14 protein-coding genes and 1 riboswitch are annotated in these 15391 nt (G+C 70.6%); of the genes, 4 read left to right on the top strand and 10 right to left on the bottom strand.

Going from position 1 to position 15391, the window contains the following annotated elements; all coding sequences use genetic code 11:
• Nucleotides 1-110: 110 nt before the first annotated feature.
• Nucleotides 111-1622: a right-handed parallel beta-helix repeat-containing protein gene (locus OG709_RS33465; RefSeq protein ID WP_250301612.1), complete on the top strand. Its 1512-nt coding sequence runs from the start codon at nucleotides 111-113 to the stop codon at nucleotides 1620-1622.
• 55 nt (nucleotides 1623-1677) lie between these two features.
• Here OG709_RS33465 and OG709_RS33470 read toward each other — a convergent pair whose 3' ends face one another.
• The 5 genes from OG709_RS33470 to OG709_RS33490 all read right to left on the bottom strand — a co-directional run bounded on the left by OG709_RS33470 (nucleotide 1678) and on the right by OG709_RS33490 (nucleotide 6598).
• A complete protein-coding gene (locus tag OG709_RS33470; RefSeq protein ID WP_405688051.1) occupies nucleotides 1678-2712 on the bottom strand; it encodes a cytochrome c oxidase assembly protein in 1035 nt (344 codons plus the stop codon).
• 76 nt (nucleotides 2713-2788) lie between these two features.
• A complete protein-coding gene (locus OG709_RS33475; RefSeq protein WP_250301610.1) occupies nucleotides 2789-3409 on the bottom strand; it encodes an L-threonylcarbamoyladenylate synthase in 621 nt (206 codons plus the stop codon).
• Nucleotides 3410-3471: 62 nt separating this feature from the next.
• The gene (locus tag OG709_RS33480; RefSeq protein WP_250301609.1) at nucleotides 3472-3804 is read right to left on the bottom strand and encodes a hypothetical protein; all 333 of its coding nucleotides are present in this window, start codon (nucleotides 3802-3804) and stop codon (nucleotides 3472-3474) included.
• Between the two features lie 405 nt (nucleotides 3805-4209).
• Nucleotides 4210-5871, bottom strand: coding sequence for an amidohydrolase (locus tag OG709_RS33485; RefSeq protein WP_329168832.1), 1662 nt, complete (start codon nucleotides 5869-5871; stop codon nucleotides 4210-4212).
• A gap of 31 nt (nucleotides 5872-5902) precedes the next feature.
• On the bottom strand, nucleotides 5903-6598 hold the full coding sequence (locus tag OG709_RS33490) for a TetR/AcrR family transcriptional regulator (protein WP_329169259.1): 696 nt from the start codon (nucleotides 6596-6598) through the stop codon (nucleotides 5903-5905).
• A 67-nt stretch (nucleotides 6599-6665) separates the two neighbouring features.
• On the opposite strand from OG709_RS33490, the gene OG709_RS33495 reads away from it, so the two are divergent.
• Both OG709_RS33495 and OG709_RS33500 read left to right on the top strand, forming a co-directional pair.
• Nucleotides 6666-8129, top strand: a complete 1464-nt coding sequence (locus OG709_RS33495) for a purine-cytosine permease family protein (protein ID WP_329168834.1) — start codon at nucleotides 6666-6668, stop codon at nucleotides 8127-8129.
• Between the two features lie 835 nt (nucleotides 8130-8964).
• A riboswitch (cyclic di-AMP (ydaO/yuaA leader) is annotated at nucleotides 8965-9130 on the top strand.
• A gap of 3 nt (nucleotides 9131-9133) precedes the next feature.
• Entirely contained in the window at nucleotides 9134-9925 is a 792-nt protein-coding gene (locus OG709_RS33500; protein ID WP_250301606.1) for a transglycosylase SLT domain-containing protein, read from the top strand.
• A gap of 59 nt (nucleotides 9926-9984) precedes the next feature.
• Here OG709_RS33500 and OG709_RS33505 read toward each other — a convergent pair whose 3' ends face one another.
• Nucleotides 9985-10173: a hypothetical protein gene (locus OG709_RS33505; RefSeq protein ID WP_329168836.1), complete on the bottom strand. Its 189-nt coding sequence runs from the start codon at nucleotides 10171-10173 to the stop codon at nucleotides 9985-9987.
• Between the two features lie 517 nt (nucleotides 10174-10690).
• On the opposite strand from OG709_RS33505, the gene OG709_RS33510 reads away from it, so the two are divergent.
• The gene (locus OG709_RS33510; protein ID WP_329168838.1) at nucleotides 10691-11614 is read left to right on the top strand and encodes a glycosyl hydrolase family 18 protein; all 924 of its coding nucleotides are present in this window, start codon (nucleotides 10691-10693) and stop codon (nucleotides 11612-11614) included.
• Between the two features lie 53 nt (nucleotides 11615-11667).
• Here the strand turns inward: OG709_RS33510 and OG709_RS33515 are convergent, their stop codons facing one another.
• From OG709_RS33515 to OG709_RS33530, 4 genes are read right to left on the bottom strand one after another with little or no spacing between them, the layout of a single operon-like run.
• Nucleotides 11668-12726, bottom strand: coding sequence for a serine hydrolase domain-containing protein (locus tag OG709_RS33515; protein ID WP_329168839.1), 1059 nt, complete (start codon nucleotides 12724-12726; stop codon nucleotides 11668-11670).
• Nucleotides 12723-13646 (bottom strand): DUF6895 family protein, encoded by a 924-nt coding sequence (locus OG709_RS33520; RefSeq protein ID WP_250301602.1) that lies wholly within the window; start codon nucleotides 13644-13646, stop codon nucleotides 12723-12725. The genes OG709_RS33515 and OG709_RS33520 overlap by 4 nt, the downstream gene beginning before the upstream one ends.
• Nucleotides 13643-14698, bottom strand: coding sequence for a DUF6895 family protein (locus tag OG709_RS33525; RefSeq protein ID WP_250301601.1), 1056 nt, complete (start codon nucleotides 14696-14698; stop codon nucleotides 13643-13645). Before OG709_RS33525 ends, OG709_RS33520 begins: the two co-directional genes overlap by 4 nt.
• Entirely contained in the window at nucleotides 14695-15369 is a 675-nt protein-coding gene (locus tag OG709_RS33530; protein WP_250301600.1) for a hypothetical protein, read from the bottom strand. Before OG709_RS33530 ends, OG709_RS33525 begins: the two co-directional genes overlap by 4 nt.
• Nucleotides 15370-15391 lie beyond the last annotated feature (22 nt).

The following is a 15391-nucleotide window of genomic DNA, read 5'->3' on the forward strand; positions in this document are numbered from 1 at the left end:
GGTGCGCTCCCGGCCCCGGGTCCGGGACGTCGGCAGGAGGAGCCGTACGTCCAAGTACCGGCGCTGTATGTCCATGGCCGGAGTGTCCTCGCCACGCCTACGGTCCGGCCATGGCGAGAGAACTCATGCGTACGAAGGCCGCGCTGACCGCGGCAGCGGCAGCCGTGGCGGCCCTGCTGCCCACCGCGGCGGTCGCTCACGACCGGGCAGGAACCACCTACTACGTGGACTGCCGCAGTGGCAGCGACACCGCTCCCGGTACCAGCAGCGGTACCGCCTGGCGCAGCCTCGCCCGAGCCTCGCGGGCGTACGGCCCCGGCGACCGGCTGCTGCTGCGACGCGGCACCAGTTGTACGGGAACCCTCGCGCCCACCGGCTCCGGCACCGCCGCCCGGCCCGTCCGGCTCGATGCCTACGGCAGCGGAGCGAAGCCGCACATCGAGGGCGCCGGTGCGCGGGCCGCCGTGCTGCTGCGCAACGCCGAGGACTGGGAGGTGCGCAACCTCGACCTGTCCAACACGGGACCGGCCACCACCACGGACCGCCGGGCCGGACTCCTCGTCCTGCTGCAGGACTTCGGCGTCGGCCACCACTACGTCGTCGACGGCGTGGACGTGCACGACGTCAACGGCTCCGACAGCAAGGACCCGGACCCCAGTGGCGGGATCCTTTTCGTGGTGCAGGGCTCCGGCGTGCCGACCCGCTTCGACGGCGTACGGGTGGCGCACTCGACCGTCGACCACGTGGACCGTACCGGTATCGGGACGTCGTCGACCTGGAGCCACCGTGCCGAGAACCCGGACGGCACCGGCAGCAGCTGGGAGGCGATCACCGGTCTGGTGATCGAGCGGAACGAGGTCCGCGACGCGGGCGGTGACGGAATCGTCGTACAGAACGCGAAGGGCGCGCTGGTCGAGCACAACTACGTCAACGGCTTCAACATGCGCTCGGCGGCCTACAACGCCGGTGTGTGGGCCTGGAACTCCGACGACGTCCTCTACCAGTACAACGAGGTGACCGGCGGGCACGGGACGCGGGACTCCATGGCGTACGACATCGACGGCGGCAACATGCGCAACGTGTACCGCTACAACTACAGCCACGACAACGAGGGCGGCTTCCTGCTGGTCTGCAACGGGGCGACCACCACCTCCGACGGGAACCGCGTCCACGACAACATCAGCGTCAACGACCGGAACACCTCACTGCCGTACGGCGTGATCTCGGTCGTCTGCGGCAGCACCACCGACACCCGGATCTACCGCAACACCGTCGTCACCGACCAGGCGGACACCGCGCTGGTCTCCAACAACGGCCAGACCGGCGTGACCTTCGAGAACAACATCCTGGTGGGCGCCCAGGGAGGCTCGGCGATCGCGGACACCCTCAGCACCTATACCGGCAACCTCTACTGGAACACCGCCCAGCCCCGCGACCCCGCCGCCGTCGACGCGAATCCGCTCCTGCGCTCCGCGCACCCCAGCACCCCGCTCGACGTGCGCCTGCTCCCCGGCTCCCCGGCGCGCGGAGCAGGCACCCGGGTCGACGACGGAACGACCCGCGACTACTTCGGCAACCTCATCCCCGACCCTCCCCACCTGGGCGCCTACCAGGGGCGATGACCGGATCCCCGAAGGGACGCAGGCACAGTGCCGACCGGGCCCCCATCGGGTCCGGTCAGCCGCCGCTCCGGTAGCGCTCGCCCACGATTCCACGGTCCGTCTCCCACCAGGGACGCATCCGGTCCGGATCGGCGACCGCCGGGGCGTCGGCAGCCGCGGTTCCGGTCACCGGCGCCGGGACCGCAGCGGCGGCGGCCAGTTCGCGGTCCAGGCCGGCGTCCAGCACGGCCGTCCTGACCCGCTCGGCGCGCACCCACTCGGCGAACACGGCGATCAGGAACGGCAGCCCGATCAGTTCCGCGATCGTCAGCATCAGCCCACCGCCGATCATCTGGTCCTGCTGCACACTCGGATCCCACGGCTGGCGCCGGGCCGCGTACCAGCCCCCTGCCACCAGCGTGCCGCTCGTCATCACCACCAGACCGGGAACCGCGTCCACCAGACCGTCCAGGAAGACCAGCAGCGCCCGCACGGGGTGACTGCACCACGACGGCAACAGGTCCTCGCGGGTCAGCATCGGCAGCACGAACAAGCTGCCCGTGACCACGAGTTGCAGATACAGCAGCTCATGCACCGAGTCGTGCCGCAGCGCCGCGGGGAAATACGGGGTGAAGTAGATCCCCAGCTCGGAGCTCAGCACGACGACCGTACTGACCAGCGGGAAGGTAAGAAATCGCACCACGCGCCCGGAGACCGCGCCGCGCAGCCGACGCGCCGCCTTCCCGTCCTTCGCCAGTGCGGACAGCGCCAGCGACAGCGGGTCGCCGAGCGCCAGGCCCAGCGGGGCGATGAGATCGAGCACGATGTTCTGCACGGCGGCGGGCCAGAACAGCTCGTGGTCGTAGACCGCCAGTCCGGACATCGTCGCCACCACGATCGCGCCGAGTCCCAGCCCCGCGAACGCCAGCGTGCGGGCGACGGGCCACCGCTCGCCCCGGCGCGCCAGCTTCGCCACGCCCGCTGCGTACAGCCCGCCGAGCAGCACCACCAGCACCAGTGCGTACGGATCGAGCTGCCAGCTCCCGGCCAGGTGGCCTGCGGTCAATCGGGGCAACTCGGCCGGCAGGGCAGAAAATGATGTCTCTGTCACGTCGGACCACGCTAAACCCCCACCGCGAGGGTCCGGACACCCCCCTGACCCGAACGCGAGGCCCTGATGCTGCGGACTACTCGAATCGCGCGGTGTCGCCGGCCCCGCGGCGGACGATTTCGAGTTCGCCGCCGGAGAAGTCGATGACGGTGGTCGGCTCGGTGCCGCAGTCGCCCGAGTCGATCACCGCGTCCACTTCGTGGTCGAGGCGTTCCTTGATCTCCCAGCCCTGTGTCATCGGCTCGTCCTGGTCGGGCAGGAGCAGGGTGCTGGAGAGCAGCGGCTCACCGAGTTCCGCGAGCAACGCCTGAGCGACGGCGTGGTCGGGAATCCGCACGCCGACCGTCTTCTTCTTCGGGTGCAGCAACTGGCGCGGCACTTCCTTCGTCGCGGGCAGGATGAAGGTGTACCGGCCGGGCGTCGCTGCCTTGATCGCGCGGAACACGTCGTTGTCGATGACCACGAACTGTCCCAGTTGCGCGAAGTTCTGGCACACGAGGGTGAAGTGGTGACGCTCGTCGAGGTTCCGGATCGACCGGATCCGGCCGATGCCGTCCCGGCTGCCCAGCTGACACCCCAGTGCGTAACAGGAGTCCGTCGGGTACGCCACGAGCGCGCCGGACCGGATGCTGTCAGCCACCGTGCTGATCGTGCGCCGCTGGGGATTCTCGGGGTGCACGTCGAAATACTTCGCCATTGGCCGAGTCTAAGGCGTTGCCCCGCCCCCGCCGTCGCTCGCCGGGGTGCGCTCCCCGGTGATCACCGGTGCGTCCGGCACTTCGCCTCGATGAGCTTCGCGGCGTAGTGCGAGTCGAGGGCGGGGCTGGTGAAGTCGTGCGGGTGGGCGCAGATCCGGTCGCGGCCCGCCTCGGTGGTGCCGGCCCAGGTGAGATCGACGGTCTGCTCGGTGAAGGTACGGATGTTGAGCGGGGGCGGGTTGGTGTCGCCCTCGGTACGGGGGGCGGCGGCACGGGGCGGTGCGGCGCCCGTGGACTTGTGGTCGGGAGTCACCCCTGGCGTGGCCGCACCGGCGGCGAGGGTGGCACAGAGGACTGCCGCGGTGAGCCCGGTGCGGACGAGTGCGGGATCCATGGGTCAGCTCCTTCGGCTCGTCGAAGGTGATGTCGAGGAGATTGAACCAGTCTCGGGCTCCTGCGTTCGGGCACCTGCCGTCGGCGAGTACGCGCATACGGGTGATGTCGTCCTCGGCGGTGTTTGTGCCGCGCTGCCGGTGCCTTTCCGGCGTAACGCCGGCACGGTCGTACGTGCGGACGACGGGGTGCGGACGCGGACGGTGGGTGACTGCGAGGGTCCGGGCGTGTCGCGCGAAGGGGCCGGACCGGCCGGGGAAGGGGCGCGGAGCCTGTCGAAGCCGTTCCAGCATCGCCGTGGCGTACCGGTCACGCAACCGGGGCGGACGGTGCCGGGCGGCCGTACCGGGACGGCCGTCCGACACGGGGAATCCGCCGGTGCGTCATGGCCCCCCGACGGGACCCGTCACAGACTCGTGTCGCGGTGGGTGGGGCTGCCGTCCAGGACGGTGAGCAGCACGGGCAGGTCGGGCAGGTCGGTGGCGGCGGTGACGAGCGGACTGTCGGCGAGGACCGTGAGGTCGGCCCGGTGACCGACGGCGATCCGGCCGGCCACGTGCTCCTCGGCCGCCGCGTGAGCGGCGTTCACCGTCATGCCCTGCAGGGCTTCCAGCGCGGTGAGCGCCTGTTCCGGGCCGTGCGGGGGCTGCGCGAGATCGCGGCTCGGCCTCCGGTGGCGGGCGCCCGCCATGACGCCCAGCGGTGGGTAAGGAGCGATCGGCCAGTCGGAGCCGAGCACGACGGTGGCGCCGGAGTCCCACAGGCCGCGGCAGCGCCAGGCGCGGGCGGCACGCTCCTCGCCGAGCCGGCGCGACCAGTTGTCGGTGTGGTCGGCCCGGGTGAAGTCGCAGCAGTGGGTGGGCTGCATGGACGCGATGACGCCGAGCTCGGCGAAGCGGTGCAGGGTGTCGTCGGGCACCGTCTCGATGTGCTCGATCCGGTGCCGGACCGGGCGACCCCCGGTGGCGAGTGCCTTCTCGACGGAGTCCAGGGCGTGCCGTACGGCAGCGTCACCGATGGCGTGGGTGGCGGTGGGAACCCCGGCGCGGTGGAGCTCGCCGACGATCCGGGTGTAGGCATCGGGGTCGGGCCAGAAGGCGTGCGTGGACTCGCCGTGACAGTCCGGGTGTTCCAGCCAGGCGGTGCCGTTGTCGATGGTGCCGTCCATGAAGAGCTTGACGCCTTCGGTGCGCCAGAGCCTGCCGCCCGTGCCCTGTTGCCCGATGAGCGCGCGCAGGGCGTCGGTGCCGGTGCCGGGCTGGCACCAGGGAGCGACCCGCAGCCGTAGCGGCAGCTCGCCGGCCGCGTCGAGCTCGGCGTAGAGCGCGAGACTGTCGCCGTTGGCGTCCATGGCGTGGCCGCCGGTGAGCCCGGCGGCGGCCATGCCGCGCAGTGCCGCGACGAGGCGGGAGCGGCGCTCCGCGTGCGTGGGCTGGGGGGCGGCGCGCTCGACGAGCTCGGCGGCGGCGTCCTCCAGGAGCAGCCCGGTGGGCCGCCCCGTGTCGTCGCAGACGACCTCGGCGGCCTGGTCGAAGGTGCGCGGCCCGTCGACGCCGGCGAGTTCGAGCGCGCGGGGGCTGGCCAGCATGGAATGGGCGTCGAAGAGCTGGAGGAGGGCCGGTACGCCGTCGAGCACCGGGGCGAGGGCGGCGGTCTCGACGGGACGGCCCCCGAAGACGTTCGGGTCGAGCCCCCAGCCGTGCAGCCACGCTCCGGGTGCGAGGCGCCGGACCTCGCGGGCCAGCGCCTCACGCACCTCGTCGAGACCGGCGCAGGCCGACAGGTCCAGCCCATGGGTCAGCTCCGCGCCCGTGACCGGATGGAGGTGCCCGTCGACCAGGCCGGGGGTCACCACGGCGCCCTTCAGGTCGATCACCGTCGTCGCCGGGTCCGCCAGCGCGCGAATGCGGCGGTCGTCACCCAGGGCGGAGATCTGCCCCCCTGATACGGCCAGGGCGGTGTCCGGCAGGAATTCTCCGGTCACCGGGTCGAGCAGCCGGGCGGAGAGCAGGACGAGGGAGCACCGCCCTGTTCCGGCGGAGTCGAGGGCTCGGGGGAGGGTGCGCACAGCAGCTCCTTGAAAGATGTCCGGGGGAAGGTCAGTTGGGGTCGGCAGGGGAAACAGGGGGCCGGTCCGCGCCGACTTCGGAGGCGGTGTCCGCGTCGTCGGCCCGGTCGAGAGCGCCGCCGGGCAGGCCGAGTTCACGCTCCGCCGTGGCGATCGCCATACGTGTCACCGCCTGGGGGCGGTCGCCGCCGCGCGTGTTGGTGCGCGCGCTGAGGCCGTCGAGCACGACCAGAATCTGAATCGCCGTCACATGCGGTTCGTCCGTGCGGAATTCGTCGCGTGCGACGCCCTCCCGGATGAGGTCCTCCAGCCGCTCGCGCCACGCTCCTTCCTGGTCGTCGACCCAGTCACGCAGGACCGGGCGGTAGCGGCAGAGGTGGCGGGCGTTGATCCAGAGCCGGCTGATGTCGTCGTACGCCTCTCCCGTCGCGTGTGCGAAGAACCGCGCGAGGTGCTGCGTAACGGTGCCGGCGGGTCTTTCGGCCGGCAGGAGGGCGTCGAGTTCCGCGCTCGCCGCGCTGCCGAACGCCTCGGCCACGAGGCCCTCGGCCGACGGGAAGTAGTGGCTGATCAACCCCGGCCGCACGTCGAGTTCCTCGCCGATCCGCCGCAGAGTGATGCACTCCAACCCTTCGGTCAGGGCGATGGCGGCGGCTGCGTCGACGATTTCCGCACGTCGGGCGGCTGGAGATTTCCGAATTCGCTTGCGCTGAACGCTTGACGACATGACCGCAACGCTATTGAGTATGCGACCAATAAGCAAGCAGGCGGTACGACCGAACCCGGAGGGCTCCATGGCGTCCACGATCCCCGACCCGCCCCCGACCGTCCACGGCACGCCGGGTGCAGACGGCATACCGGCGCCGTCGGACCGGGCGGGCCGCATCGAGGTGCACGGCATCGACCACATTCCCGACCGGGAACGCCACGGCCGCGCCCGGGACCTGTTCGCCGTCTGGGCGGCGGCGAACGTCAACTATCTGAGCCTGGTGGTCGGCGGCGCGCTGATCCTGCTGGGCCTGAGCCTGGGGCAGGCGCTCGCCGTGATCGTCGTGGGCAATCTGTTCTGGGTGCCGGTCGGCCTGCTCGCCGTCTCGGGCCCGGCCTCGGGCACGCCGAGCGAGGTGATCATGCGGGCGATGTTCGGGGTACGCGGCAACCGGGTGAACATCGCGGTGGTCGGCTGGATGATCTGTATCTGCTACATCGCCCTCAATCTGGCCGCCGCCGCGCTGGCAGCCTTCTCGCTCGTCGAGAAGGCCGGGATCACGCCGAACACGGGGGTCAAGATCGTCGTCGTGGTGATCATCGCCGCGCTCACCCTGACCATCAGCGTCTACGGGCACGCCATGATCGTGAAGCTGTACCTCCCGATCACCGTCGTCCTCGGTGCCGCCTTCGCCGTCGTGGCCTTCAGCGTGCTCGGGCACGCCGACTTCGGCTACCAACCCGCGAAGCCGCTGACCGGCGGCGCGCTGTGGGCGGCCCTCGCCGGTGGTGTCACCCTCATCGCCTCGGGCCCGCTCTCGTACACCAACAGCGCCGACTTCTCCCGCTACCTGCCCCGTACGACATCCCCGAAGGCGATCGTGGGCTGGACCGCGCTCGGCGGATTCCTGCCCGGCGTCGTCGTCTGCTCACTGGGTGCGTTCGCCGCGACCACGGTCGACATGACCGATCCGCGGAGCGCGCTGGAGACGATCCTGCCCCACTGGTTCACCCCGTTCTTCCTGCTGGCCTTGGTGCTCGGCACGATCTCCATCAACGCCATGACCGCCTACAGCTCCGGGCTGGCTCTCCAGGCCGTGGGCCTGCGCGTCCGTCGTTCCCTCAGCGTCATCGCCGATGGAGTCCTCGGCGTCGCGCTGACCCTCTACGCGCTGCTGGTGTCCAACTTCCTGGACACCGTCAGCAACGTCCTCCAGCTCACCGTCGTCCTGCTCGGTCCCAGCATGGCCGTCTACGCCATGGACATCCTGCTGCGCCGCAACCGCTACGACGGTCCCGCACTGACCGACGAGAGTCCGGGCAGCCCCTTCTGGTTCACCGGAGGCGTCAACCGGGCCGGCGCCCTGGCGCTCACGACGGGCACGGCCGCGGCTGCCCTCAGCGTGAACACCCTGTACACGGGCCCGCTCGCCCGAGCCCTGGGCGGGGTGGACCTCGCCCTGCCGGTCGGCATCGCCGTGGCCTCGGCCGTCTACGTGACCCTCGTACGGCGCGCCCGCAGTGGCCTCGGTGCGAGTCCACAGGCCTGAGCCCGCCGGACGGCCGGGGTGCGGCAGAGGGCCGCGACGGTGGTGGCCGTCGACTGCGGGCGGACGCACTCGGCAGCGGCCGGATCACCGGCCTGGGTTCCAATTCGCGAGCGGCATCGCAAGGGGATCGGCTTCGCATTTGATCACTTGCCCGATAAGGCGAAGTGCGGAAACCGTTCCTGACTCCCGATCGAATGACGGCAGAACCTATGAGAGGCCCATTGGCCGGTCGGTGCGGAACTCGCGGTCTCGGCGGTGGAATTCCGCCCCGCACACGGGAATGCGGAGCCGTCTCTCTGTCTCATACGGGGCCGCCTCTCTGTCTTTTGAAGTGTGTACGGGGCGGGAGTTGCGACGCGACAGGTAGTCAGGAACGAGGCTCGCGCGGTCAATTCGACCGTATCGGTGAGGTCGGGTCCGGTCGGGTGTCGGTCGGGTGCCGGTGGGGCAGGGGTGCGCAATCGCGCAGATCCGCCCTCATGGGTGGCGAGAGGCCTTCGACTCCCTGAATGCTTATGGGGCATTTGTCTGGTTTGTTACTAGGGGTGGCATCTGCGGTTCTATGATGGTTTGTTGCACTTTGTGGCGGTTGATTGAGGCGATGATTTCCGCGCGGTCATGATCTGCGTCACGGCGTCGGCGGACCGCCGATCAGGCCCTCGCGGCCACCTCCCCCGCAGGGAAGGAAAGTTGAGCTGTTTGATCTAGGGAGGGAATGCGAATCCATTCCGCCCGGATTCAGACATGCCATAGCGCTCCGTATTCGGGACTTGTTTTGTCTCGGCCTTCTCGCTTACGTTCTCGTTCGATCCGGACGGACCGCCGAATCCTGCCGCTGTCCGGAAAACCCAACCCACTCACCTATGGCAGGAGCGGGGAACCCAGGTAAGACGCCGATCCGGAACACGGACCGGCTTGGGGTTAAGTCGCACTCCACGTGCGGCCGGGCATCTCCAGCCCGAACCCGACAGCTCACCTCGTAGGCGACGGAGAGGAAATTCGTCATGCCCGTACTGGGTAAGAACCGTCGTCCCATGAACAGCCGCCTCGCCCGACGCCTCATCGCGGTGGGCACCGGCAGCGCCGCACTGGCGATCCCGCTGGTGGCCGCGACCAGCGCCTCGGCGGCGACGCCGTCGGCACAGCATGTCGCCGCCGAATCTGCTCCGGCAGCGACCGGCGCCACTCAGAAGGGAAGCTCCGCGACCTACACCGTGGTCTCGGGCGACTCCCTTTCCAAGATCGCACAGGCCCACTCCGTGGGCGGCGGCTGGAAGAAGCTGTACCAGGACAACCGTGAGGCCGTCGGCGGCAACCCCTCGCTGATTCTCCCCGGCCTCAAGCTGACGCTCGGCGAGAAGGCCGCGTCGGAGGCGACGGCCGGATCCACCGCGGGTCACAGCGCCACCCAGGCCGACGCCCGGAACGCGTCGACCGGTGCGACCACCGCGACCCCGGCCACCACGAAGACGTACGCCAACAACCTGGACGGCTGGATCAAGCAGTCGCTGGACATCATGAGCGCGCACAACATCCCGGGCACCTACGACGGCATCTACCGCAACGTGATGCGTGAGTCCTCGGGCAACCCGCAGGCCATCAACAACTGGGACTCCAACGCCGTGGCCGGAACCCCGTCGAAGGGTCTGCTCCAGGTCATCGCTCCGACGTTCCAGACGTACCACGTGGCCGGCACGTCGATGGACAGCTACGACCCGGTCGCCAACATCACGGCCGCGTGCAACTACGCCGCCGCCACGTACGGCTCGATCGACAACGTGAACGGCCCGTACTGATCGACCCGCTCCACCCGCAGCGCAGCCCCGGCCGGAAGTGTGACCACACCGGCCGGGGCTTACGGCGTCGGTGGTCCGGAAGGAACTCCGGGAGACACCACCTGCGCGGGGACGAACGGCATGTAGTGCAGATAGAACTGCGTGAGGTCGTCCCAGAGGCGGCGTTCCGCCGCGGGGTCGCGCGGTACGCCGAGCTCCAGATGGCGCAGCAGCACGTGCCGGTGGAGATCGAGGACGACCCGTACCACGCAGCGTCCTGACCCGGTCCCAGCCCGCCTCCGCGCGGGACCGGCGCCGTTCGGTACGGCGGCGCCGCACCGCGCCCAGCGCCGCTGCCCGCGAGGTCGAGGTCGACCGCGCGCAGCCAGCGCGTGTACTGCCGTACCTCGCGGAGCAGCAACTCCCGGGCTGCGTACGGCCCTTCACGTGCGGACAGTCGATCTGCCGCATCGAGCAGCGGCTGGACCTGCACGCGAAGGGTGTCGCCCTGGGGCTCGTCCGGGTGCTCGTCGAGGGCTCTGGCGAGGCCTGCCTCGATGACCAGGGACTCTTCTACGTACTGACGGTTGCCGCGGATCGTGAATCCGCCCTGCCCGGATGGCATGCCGGCAGGGTAGCTCCGCCGGCCGTGGGACCGGCGGCACATGCGGGAGATGGCCGGAACCGGACGTCAACTCCGGTCACGGCGTGGGAGACCGGGCGGGCTTGTGAGCCGGGCCGAAACACGCTTTCATGGCACTTTCCCCCCACACAAGGAGACGGGTCATGCGCTTGAGGAGATTGTCGACAACGTTGTCATTGGCGGTGGCCGTCGCTTTGGCGGGCCCCCTGGCGACGGCAGCATCGGCGCAGGCCGCGGCGGATCACCGCGTGGTCGTCTACTACCAGACCCAGTTCGACAACGGCTCGTACGTCTCTCCCAAGGAACTGACCGACCACGACACGGGTGTCACGGACGTGATCGTCGGCGCCGTCCACCTCAACGGTGACGGCAGCGTCACGCTCAACGACAACTCACCCGACGACGCCAAGTTCGACCAGATGTGGAGCGATCTGGCGGCGGTGCAGAGCAAGGGCGTTCACGTACTGGGCATGGTGGGTGGCGCCGCGGTGGGCAGCTTCCAGCGGCTGGACAGCGACTTCGACACCTACTACCCGAAGCTCAAGAACGTCGTGTCCACCCACCACCTGGACGGTCTGGACCTCGATGTCGAAGAGGGCATGTCCCTGGCCGGCGTCGAACGGGTCATCGACCAGTTGCACAGCGACTTCGGTGACGGCTTCCTCGTCACTCTGGCGCCCGTCGCCACGGCCCTGAACGGGGGAGGGAACCTCTCCGGGTTCGGTTACGACGCCCTCTACCGGGACAAGGGATCGTCCATCAGCTGGTTCAACGCGCAGTTCTACTGCGGCTGGGGATCGCTGGACAGCCCCGCGGGCTACGAGGGCATCGTCGGACACGGGGTCGTCCCGGCCTCGAAGGTGGTGGCGGGCACCCTGACCAACCCGGCCAACTGCGGCAGCGGATACGTCCCCATGGACACGCTCACATCGACCGTCTCCCAACTCTCCAAGGAGTACAGGGACTTCGGCGGCGTAGCGGGATGGGAGTACTTCAATTCCGACCCGGGCGGGACAGCTGCCCCCTGGGAGTGGGCCGCGAACATGTCTTCGGCCATGAACGGGTGACTGCCTGAGCCGATTGCCCCGGCCGGGCGGAGGCGTCCGGAAGGAGAGGCGGCTCAGCCGTCGGCCGGGGTGACGGAGCCCAGTTCGTACAGCAGGGCGTACGCGGTCTTGACGATCCGGCACGCGCGGTCGTGCCGGGTCGCCGTCCCGGCGATGCCGGTGCCCGAAGCGGGGTGGTACCCCGCGAACACCTGCTGTCCGAAGCTGGCCCCGGCGTGGAAGAACATCGGGCCGCCCGGGGCCGGATGCCGGAACCAGGTGAGCGTGTGGGTGTGGCGGTGCCCCGGCCCCCGCCGCAGCAGGGGGATCTGGACCTTCCGCAGCGCACCGTCCAGCGGGGTCGAAGCGGGGTACAGATGCGCCTCGGCGTACGTGAGCAGATCCGCCGGGGTGGCACGGACGGCTCCGGCCGGGGCGAAGCCGGTCATCACGGAACGCGGCAGCGGGGTGCGGCCGTCGCTCCGATGGCCCGTTGCCTCGCCGAAGGCGGAATCGTCACCGTCACCACTGCCGGGGTCCGTGGTGGCACCGGTCAGCCGCAGCGGCTCCAGCACCCGGTCCGCCAGCAGGGCGGCGTATCGCGTGCCGGTGGCGTGCTCCAGGGCCGAACCGAGCAGCGCCAGACCGAAGTTGGAGTAGTGCCAGCGGCTGCCGGGGGCGTGCCGGGTGCGGGTCCGGGCGAAGGCGTGCAGCAGCCGGCCGGTGTCGTAGTGCGCGTAGCCGTTCGCGTACGGCCGCAGGACCGCCCCGGCGATCATGTCGCGGGGCACGCGGGGCAGTCCGGAGGTGTGGGTGGCGAGGTGCCGCAGGGTGATGCGGCGCGCGTACCGGGGGAGTCGGGGCGGCAGCGGCAGGTGGTCGGCGACGGCGTCGTCGACGGACAGTTCACCGCAGCGGTCCAGTTCGGCGAGGAGCAACCCGGTGAACGTCTTGGACAGCGAGCCGAGTTCGTAACGCAGAGACGCACGCGGCAGCACGGGAGCGGGGGTGGTGCCGCCGCTGACGACGGTCCGGCGACGGTTCCGGGTGACGGCGAGGACGACATCCGGGGCTCGGACCTCCGTCAGCGCGTGCTCCAGACGTTCACGCAGTGCGGTGTCGTCGTCGCTCACGCGGCGGTCCCGGCCGACAGGGCCCGGGAAGTGGCCATGGCGGACGCGAAGGCCGCGACCAGCGTCGGATGGTGCACGAAGTCGAACACCTCGGCGCGGTCGCCCTCCGGCATGGCCTGCTGGACCGGCATCGCTCCGTCCGGTGCCTGGGCCGCGGCGTACTGTTCCCACAACTCGCCGTCGAGTGTGGGACGGGGCAGACAGGCGTCCACGACGAGCAGTTCACCGAGCAGGTCCCAGTGCCTGAGTTCGGCCCAGTCCTCCAGCCAGGCGGGCAGGTACAGCGCCAGGTAGTCGGCGACGGCGGGCGGGATGCCTTCCGGCGACTCGCCCCAGTTCGTGAGGTGGAAGACGGTGTGCGTGATGTCGTACGCGATGTGCAGCTGCACGGTCCACGGCTCGGGGGTCCTGCCCAGCCAGCTGTCGGCCAGTGCCCGGCCGAAGTCACTGCTCGGCGGGAGTCCGAGCTTGCGTTCGGCGTTGAGCACCCCGAGCCGTCGGTTGGGCAGCATTTCCAGGGCCCGCCAGCTCTCGGTGCGCCGGGACAGGGCGATCCCGCTGTCGACCTCGGGGTGCCGGTATCCCAGTTCGTGGAAGCACGCGTAGATCTCCAGCGGCACGGGCGAGAGGGGCTCGTCGAACTGGAGGCCGGCCAGCACGTTGCCGCCGTCCAGGAGGTCGCGCCATGCGAAGTCGAGCAGGCTGGTGGACCGTTCGTGCTGCCGGCTCCCGGCCACACCCTCGCGGGACAGCACCCCCATGTTGATCACCAGCTCGCCGATCGGCTTGAGCCGTTCGACGAGGGAGCTGCCGGTGGTGCGGTCCTCCTCGGTCAGCCGGAAGAGATCGCGGTTGTCGTCCAGCCAGGCCAGCGCCCGGTCGCCGACGTCGTGCAGGAGCGCGGGGGGTGCGGTGGTCACGGTGTCGCCTCGCTTTCCGTGAGGGGTCCGGGGCCCGGGTGGGCGGGGGCCGGCTGTGCTCCGGCGCGGGCCAGAGTGGCAGCGAAGGCGGTCACCAGCGTCGAGTGGTAGGAGGCCCTGAAGGCCTCGCCGGGGTCGCCGGGTTCGCCAGGGTCGCCGGGGTCGCCGGGGGAGTCATCTGCCGGTGGTGCGGTGCCCGACTCGGGCACACCACCGTCCGGTGCCTGCGCGGTGGCCAGCCGTTCCCAGGCCGACGCGTCGTACGGAGCGGTGGGTAGACATGCCGATACAGCGAGCAGTTCGCCTGCCAGGTCCCACAGTTGTTCGTCCAGCCAGCACTCCAGCCAGGCCGGGACCCACAGCCGCAGGTAGTCGGCGAGCGCGGCGGGCATCCGATGGCAGGCCCGTCCCCAGTCGGTGAGGTGGAAGACGTCGTGGGTGATGCCGTACACGGCCCGGCGGTCCAGCGCCCACGGTTCGGGCCGGGAACCGAGTCCGGTCTTGGCGAGCACGGCGTCGAAGTCGGTGTGGGGCGGGAGACCGATCCGCCGCTCGGCATTGAGCACCGCGAGCGTCCGGGTGTGATCCTCGCGGGCCACCCGCCAGCAGCGCAGCCGCGTCGTGGTCGACACCAGGTCCTCGACGGACGCGTTCCGCAGCCCGGCGCGGGCGAAGATGCCGTAGAGCTCCACGGGGTACGTGGCCTGCGGCTCGGCACGGACGAGATCGGCGAAGAGATCGCCGTGCCGGGACTCCTGCCAGGCAAAGGCGAACAGGTCGTCGGCCAGGCCACGGATCTCCGGCAGCGGGTGCAGCGCGCCGATCAGGTGGGTCAGTTCGGCCAGTTCACCCAGCGGTTTGATCGTGGTGTTGGGATCGGCGTCCGTCGTGACGTTCGCGGGCAGCCGGAAGGACGGCCGCATGCCGTCGATACGGCGCAGCGCCCGCCCGGCCGTCCGGTCCAGCAGCTCCCGGTCCACGCGGTCGTGGGAAGGGCCCTGGTTCGGGCGGTCCCGGCCCACGTGGTCGAGGGCCGGTCCGGCGCCACTCACGAGCCGGGTCCGCGGAAACGCCGGGCGGCCGAGATGTGCAGGCTCACCCGTGCGTCGCCGCGGCTCATGTGGCGGACGAACGCCAGCCCGGACTCCAGGCCGAGAGAGGCCGGGACGTCCGTACGGGCCAGCCAGCGCCCCACGCCCGCAGCCTGGAGCCAGTCACGCCGGCGTACGGCGCGTACGAATCCCCTGGCCAGGTCATCCGTACGGGCGGCCAGTGCCTCGGCGAGCGCGGGGGCCAGGCCGGGCAGGGACAGTGCCGCCAGTTGCGAGGCGCGGTGCGCCAGCGCCGGCCAGGGAGCGAGACGGACCCATTCCGCGCCGACCGGCTGCGGGGGCGGCCAGGCGCCGCCGGGCAGAAAGACCCGGGAGGCTTCCACCAGCCCCTGGTAGTTCCATACCGAGATGTCGGAAGCGCCCGCGCCCGGGGGGTAGGCGGCGAGTGCCCCGCGGACCATCGATTCGTCCTCGCGGCCACGGGCGGCCTGGCGGGTCGCCGCGTAGGGCGCCAGCACGTCGGCGCCCAGGACGCGGATCGCCGCCAGCGCGACTGCCTCGTCCGCCACCAGAACACCGGACAGCGCATAGGAGCCGCCCTCGCCAAGGGCGAGCGCGACTCCGTGTGCGACATCGGCGACGGCAGCGCTCAGTACACTGTTCCCCTGCACCTGCTCGGCCAATGTTTTCCCC

This window comes from Streptomyces sp. NBC_01267 (genome assembly GCF_036241575.1).
GTDB lineage: Bacteria > Actinomycetota > Actinomycetes > Streptomycetales > Streptomycetaceae > Streptomyces.